Consider the following 6203-nt stretch of genomic DNA (forward strand, 5'->3'; position numbering starts at 1 on the left):
CGCGGTCAGGCGGTCAGTTCGAGGAAGTCCAGGTTCGGGCCGCCGTTGGGGTTCACGGCGGTGGCCCGGATCGTGTTGACGCCCGCGTTGAGCTGGATCGTCACGGTGCGGCTCTGCCAGTTCTCCCAGGCCCTGGTGTCGTCGAAGAGCAGATCCACCAGCACGGGCGCGCCGTTGACGCTGATCGACATGGTGCGGCTGCGGCCGGAGCCGTTGGCGAAGCGCAGCACGAGCGTGGCCTGGCCGGCCTTCGGCGCGGTGACGTTCCACTGCACCCAGCTGCCCCAGGTGTTGTCGTAGTCGACGAATCCGGAGCCGCTGTAGCCGGGGTGGTCGCTGGCGGCTCGGGCGCTGCTCAGCGATGCCGACTCGGCCTCGTACCGGGTGGTGCGCGGGGCGGCGGGCGGGACGGGCGACGGCGACGGGGTGGGCGAGCCGGACGGGGCCATGGAGGTCCCGGACGGCGAGGCGCCGGGTGCCGGGGTGCCGGTGGCTCCGGGGCTGGCCGGGGCGGCCGGCGGCGGCGAGTTGGCCGGGGGCACGTCCGGGTCGCGCGGCGACGGTGCGCCGGCGGCCGGGACGGGGGAGGAGTCGGCCGGTTCGGCGTTGCTCCACATCATCGGGGTCTGCAGCATCTGGTACACCAGCAGCAGCAGTGCCACGGTGAACACCGCGGCCCCGATCAGCGGTAGGGTGCGCAGCCGCTCCAGCACCGGGAACTGGCGCCTGCGGCGGCCCTCATACCCGAAATCGTCCTGCACGGCCGTTGTCCTGCCATTCCGTCTTCGCGCCGCGGGTGCGGCCGGTCACGTCCCCCGGCAACCTAGTGGCTGGTCCGGATCGGCGGGACCCTCCGCTCGGCCAGTTTCAGCCTCGGACGTACCGCGAGGACCGCCAGCATCCACCACGGTGCGAGCGCGTTGGGCAGCAGCACGTACCAGGGCAGTCGCCACGTCCATGATGGACCGTCGCCCGCGGCGGCCACGACGCCGGGTCGGGCGGTCAGGGACCAGGTGAGGAACGCGTCCCCGATCGGCAGCACCCCGCCCAGGTAGCGGCGCCGCCCGTGCCACTGGACCGCCAGGCCGGTGGCCTCGGCCAGCCCGGTGAGGGCCGCGGCGGCCGCCTCGTCGCGGTAGACCACGGCGCCGCCGAGCGCGACCGCGCTGGCCGAGGCGCTCAGTCCGAGCGGCAGCGGCCCGGAGTCGACGTCACCGGGGCGGTCCACGCCCCGGGGCCATTCGCGTACGCCGGGCACGCCGGGCACGGTCGAGGCGAAGTGCTGCCGGAACTGGGTCCAGTCGGCGGCGCCCCGCGCCGGGGCGAACTCGGCCAGGAAGCGCAGGATGATCACCTGCGAGGTGGCCCGGGCCAGGTCGGTGGGCTGCCCGGTCTCCGGCTCGACGGTGTGCGGCAGCAGTCCGGTGACCGGGTCGCGGCGGGCGTCGGCTGCGGCCAGCCAGGCGCCGGTCAGGGCGGTGTGGTCGTCGCCGGTGAGCGCGTCGGCCCGGTGCACCGCGGCCAGGCCGACCACGCTGTCGCAGGGCCAGGCCTGCCCCGGGTACGCGGTCAGGAACGGCGACCCGCTGCGGTCCAGTGTCGCCGTGAACGCGTCGGCCAGCGCCCGCGCGTCGGCGCGCAGCCGGGGCAGTTCCGGCGCGCCCGGTCCGTGCAACTGGGCGATGCCGCCGCGCAGCCAGGTCGACCAGCCCTGGTAGAAGACGCCGTACGGCGGGGTCAGGCTCGGGCTGAACACCGCCCGCCCGGCGGGGGAGTCGGTGTGCGCCAGCGCCCAGCGGGCCTCGGTCAGCGCCCGTTCGCGCAGCCCGGGGTCGCGGGCGCCGACGTCGACCCAGGACAGGCCGTACAGGGCGTAGTTGAAGAAGTAGCCCTCCGGGAACAGCTGCTGCATCCGGTCGGCGCTGCCGGAGTCGAGGGCCTCGCGCAGGAAGGCCAGCCGGGGCAGCGCGTCGGCGACGACCTCGGCGTCGGTCCGGGCGAGCGGACTGTCGGCATGCAACCGGACGAACTGGACGCTGGCCAGTGCGGTGACCGCCAGTGCCAGCACGATGATCGACACCCGCAGGACCCACCGCACGCAGGGAGACTACGGGACCGGGTGCCCGCCGTGGGGGCGCGTGCCTACTATCAGCCGGTGACCGGTGGCGTGGACTCTGTGGATCTGCTGGGCCTGATCAGAATGGCCGCCAGCGACTACGACAGCATGGATCGGCTGGAAGCGGTGCTGCTCCCGGCCGAGGGCGGGGTGCACCCGCAGGCGCCGATGCTGGTGGCCCCCATCGTCGCGTACGCGGGCGATCCGGCCGCGCTGCTGCCCGACCAGCTGCTGCGGCTGCTGGTCGACGTCGTCACGCATGAGGGCGGCGCGGCCGCGCGCGAGCAGCTGCGCTTCTTCGCGGTGAACCTGCGCGCGCTGTCCGACGTGGACGACTACTGGGTCGCCGAGACCGCCACCTGCCTGCTCGGCTTCTGCGGCCCCGACCCGGCCCTGGCCGCCACGCTGCGCGAACGGGCCGACGAGGAGCTGGACCTCTACCGCCGGGTCACCCCGCTGGTGGCCGCGGCCCGCCTCGACCCGGCCGCCGCCGCGACCTGGCTGCCCGCGCTGCTCCAACCCGAACAGCCCGCCACGGTACGCGTCGCGGCGGTGCTCGCCCTGCGCGAGGCCGGACTGGCCCCCGACGCGGCGGCGCAGGCGGCGCTGGCGCAGGGCTGGGCCGCCGACCCGGAGGCACTGCGCTGGGCCACCCTGCGGGCGTCGCTGCGCGGCCTGCTGGCGTACGCCGTGGGCGGCGACCCCGGCCGCACCGCCGCCGTGCTGACCGCCATCGCGCGCACCGGCACCGAGCAGGCCCGCTGCGACGTGGTCGACGCCGTGGCGGCGCTGCCCGAGCCGCTGCCCGCCGCCGTGGCCGACCTGGTCACCGTGCTGCTCGACGACGAGGGCGAGCGGGTGCGCAAACGGGCGTACGCGCTGGTCGCCGATGATGACACGCTGACCCTGCGGCACGCGGACTGGCTGGTGCAGGCGATCGAGCGGGGCCGCAACCGCCGCTCGGCGCTGGGCGCGCTGATCCGCGTCGGCGACAAGCGCTGGCAGGACTGGGCGGTGGAGTCGCTGCGCGGCGGCTGGACCCCGCACAACCTGCCCGAGGCGCTGGCCACGCTGCCGCCGGACCCGGCCGTACACGAGGCCATGCTGGCGCGGGTGGTGCACCTGGCCACCGCGATCGACGTCCGCCAGGCCGCGCAGTCGGCCGCCCGGCAGCGCGAACTGCGCGGGCTGCTGGACCTGCTGCCGCCGCGGCTGACGGTGGCGCCGCTGGCCCGGCACCTGCCGCAGATGACGTTCCCGGCCCGCCTGTGGATCGCGAACCACCTGGCGTACGCGGGCACCGGCGATCCGGCCGTGATCGCGGCGATCGCGTCGATCGCCAACGGCGAGGTCACCTACCTGCGGCTGCTGTGGCTGGCCGGGGGCGACGTCGAGCCGCTGCGCGACGCGCTGGCGGTGGCGCCGCGGCTGGACGTCCTCGCCGCGGTGGTGGCCGCCGAGGTGTTCGGCGACGGCGATCCGGACGTGGCCCAGCGGCTGCGCGAGATCCGCGACAGCGGCGCCGACATCCGCGACCGCTTCGCCGCCGCCGGCGCCCTGTGGGAGCTGACCTCCGACGCCGCCGAGGTGGCCGGGACGGTCCGCGAGGCCCTGGGCGCCCGCTCCCGGCGTACCCGGGAGGAAGCGGCGGACCTGGCCGCGCAGATCGGCCTGGACCAGGTCGGGTAGCCTGCCCGGCGGCTTCCGGGCGCGGAGCCGGGAAGCGGGGCGACGGTGTCGGAGACGGGTGGACTGGCGGGCTGGTTCGTGCGCCGCCGCAGGGTGGTCGTGGGCGCGGCGGCCGTCGTGGTCGCCGCCTCGGCGGTGCTGGCCGTCGCGACCAGGCAGCGGCCGAGCGGCGAGATCGCCTTCGACGTCTGCGCCCACCTGCCCGAACCGGCGGTGACGGCGCTGGCCGGGCCGGACGCGCAGCGGCGCGACACCAGCGGCCGCAGCACATACGGCACGGTGTTCCGGCAGTGCTCGGTCGGGGCCGGGCGGACTCCGCCGCTGGAGGCGGCGGTGGCGTGGGCGCCGCCGACCGAGCTGTTCCGCACCCGTCAGGGCCAGGCGGAGCGGCTCGCCGAGAGGTGGGGCGAGGGCACGGTGACCGTCCTGGACCTCGGCGACGGGGGTGCCATGGTCGTCATCCCGCGCGGGCGCCGCACGACGGTGTGGCTGTGGGCGTTCGTCGACGGCTACCAGCTCGAGCTGGCGGCCTCGGTGCCGGTGGGCGGGGACCCCGGGCAGGCCGTCGCGGTGGCGCAGGCGCTGGTCTCGGCGTTGCGGGCGTGAGCGCCCGAGAGCGCTCCATACCACAGATGTCGATGTTGTGGCGTCCACTGAGGAGGCAGGCGTAACGCCATTGTCGACTCATGGTCGCGATCTCGTCACCGGAGTATGGTCCCGGATCGAGCGCGCGCCCCGCCAGCGTCGTCAGGTGGCGCGGCCGGTCGAGGCGAGACGGGGGATGCCGTCATGGAGCTGGACAACTACGCCGCCCAGGCGCTGGCCGTGTTCGACGGCTACGGCGACACCGAGGCGGTCGTCCACGGTGCGCGGCGGCTGACGTACGCCGAGCTCGCCGCGGGCATCCGCGGCATGGCCGGGCTGCTGTACGACCACGGCGTGCGCTCGGCCACGGCGGTGGCCGTCCTGGCCGGCAACCCGCCCGAGGCGGTGCAGGTCCAGTTCGCGCTGCACCTGCTGGGGGCGCGCTCGGTGTGGATCGCCCCGAACGCCCCGCCCCGGCTCTGCGCCGACTACCTGAACCTGGCCGACGTCGACGCGTTCGTCTACGACCCCCGTACCCACGCCGCGCTCGGTGAGGAGCTGGCCGCGCACGCCGGTGCGCTGGACGTGCTCTGCTTCGGCGCGGGCGTCGGGTTCGACCTGACCGAGCCCCGGCCGGCGGGCGCCGCGCCGACCGGGCTGCCGCCGGCGGGCCGCGAGCCGCAGTCGCTGTTCCAGACCGGCGGCACCACCGGCCGCCCCAAGCTGGTGCACCACCGGCACGGCTTCTTCCAGGCGGTGCACGCCGCCGCCGACGGCTACCTGGCCGCGGGCGGCCCCGAGCTGCGGCACCTGGCCGTGGGCGGCTTCTGGCACTCCAGCCAGCAGGCCGCCGCCATGATCACGCTGTGGACCGGCGGGCTGCTGGTGCTGCACGACCGGTTCGAGCCGGGCTCGTTCCTGGACACCGTCGAGCGGGAGCGGATCAGCAGCGCGATCCTGCCGCCGCCGATGCTGGCGCAGGTGCTCGACCATCCGCGCCTGCCCGGCACCGACACCAGCAGCCTGGTGACGCTGTCCTGCGCGGGCAGCGCGGTGTCGCCGGTGCGGCTGGCGCAGGCGATCGAGCACTTCGGCCCGGTGCTGCGCCCCGTGTACGGCATGAGCGAGGCCACCTTCATCACCGCGTACCCGAACGTGGCGGTCGACCCGGCGCGCCCGGAGCGGCTCGCCTCCTGCGGGCGGCCGTACCCGGGGGTGCGGGTCGAGATCCGCGACGACCGGGGACGGCCGGTCGACGCCGAGGTGGTCGGCGAGGTGTGGGTGTCGGCGGGGCTGATGGCGGCGGGCTACTGGGGGCAGCCGGAGCTGACCCGGCACACCATCGTGGACGGCTGGCTGCGCACCGGCGACCTGGGCCACTTCGACACCGAGGGGTATCTGTACCTGGTCGACCGGGCCAAGGACATGATCGTGACGGGGCAGACGTCGACCAACGTGTACTCCCGGACCGTCGAGGACACGCTGAGCCGCCACCCGCAGGTGCGCGCCGCGGCCGTGATCGGGGTGCCGCACGAGCAGATGGGCGAGGCGGTGTACGCCTTCGTCGTACCCGTCGCCGAAGCGCTCATCACCCCTGATGAGCTGCGCGAATGGGCGGTGGTGGAGTTGAACGAGCTGTGGGCCCCGCACACGGTCGAATTCCTGGCCGACCTGCCGCTGACCGAGGTCGGCAAAGTCGACAAGAAGGCGCTGCGCGCCCTGCGCGCCGCCGCCGCCGCCCGCTGACCCCGTCGCACCTCGCTCTCCCTCCGGTTTTACAAAGACGTTGGCCTATCTCGTCGAAGATGATCTA

At 75.2% G+C, this 6203-nt stretch carries 5 protein-coding genes; 3 read left to right on the forward strand and 2 right to left on the reverse strand.

The window, feature by feature from the left end:
- Window positions 1–5 precede the first annotated feature (5 nt).
- Window positions 6–761 carry a CBM35 domain-containing protein gene (locus tag QEZ54_RS35600; RefSeq protein ID WP_281309194.1) on the reverse strand — a complete coding sequence of 252 codons (756 nt, stop codon included), beginning with the start codon at window positions 759–761 and terminating at the stop codon, window positions 6–8.
- A 62-nt stretch (window positions 762–823) separates the two neighbouring features.
- Window positions 824–2098, reverse strand: coding sequence for a hypothetical protein (locus QEZ54_RS35605; RefSeq protein ID WP_281309195.1), 1275 nt, complete (start codon window positions 2096–2098; stop codon window positions 824–826).
- A gap of 57 nt (window positions 2099–2155) precedes the next feature.
- Here QEZ54_RS35605 and QEZ54_RS35610 point away from each other — a divergent pair, with 57 nt between their 5' ends.
- The 3 genes from QEZ54_RS35610 to QEZ54_RS35620 all read left to right on the forward strand — a co-directional run bounded on the left by QEZ54_RS35610 (window position 2156) and on the right by QEZ54_RS35620 (window position 6136).
- Window positions 2156–3805, forward strand: coding sequence for a hypothetical protein (locus tag QEZ54_RS35610; protein WP_281309196.1), 1650 nt, complete (start codon window positions 2156–2158; stop codon window positions 3803–3805).
- A 45-nt stretch (window positions 3806–3850) separates the two neighbouring features.
- Window positions 3851–4411: a hypothetical protein gene (locus QEZ54_RS35615; protein WP_281309197.1), complete on the forward strand. Its 561-nt coding sequence runs from the start codon at window positions 3851–3853 to the stop codon at window positions 4409–4411.
- 183 nt (window positions 4412–4594) lie between these two features.
- A complete protein-coding gene (locus tag QEZ54_RS35620; RefSeq protein ID WP_281309198.1) occupies window positions 4595–6136 on the forward strand; it encodes an AMP-binding protein in 1542 nt (513 codons plus the stop codon).
- Window positions 6137–6203: the final 67 nt, after the last annotated feature.

Origin of the sequence: Catellatospora sp. KI3, assembly GCF_029948125.1 — a bacterium.
GTDB lineage: Bacteria > Actinomycetota > Actinomycetes > Mycobacteriales > Micromonosporaceae > Catellatospora.

Bases quoted from the DNA above. Each gene is read 5' to 3' on its own strand.
- QEZ54_RS35620 (WP_281309198.1), top strand. From the start codon at position 4,595: ATGGAGCTGGACAACTACGCCGCCCAGGCGCTGGCCGTGTTCGACGGC.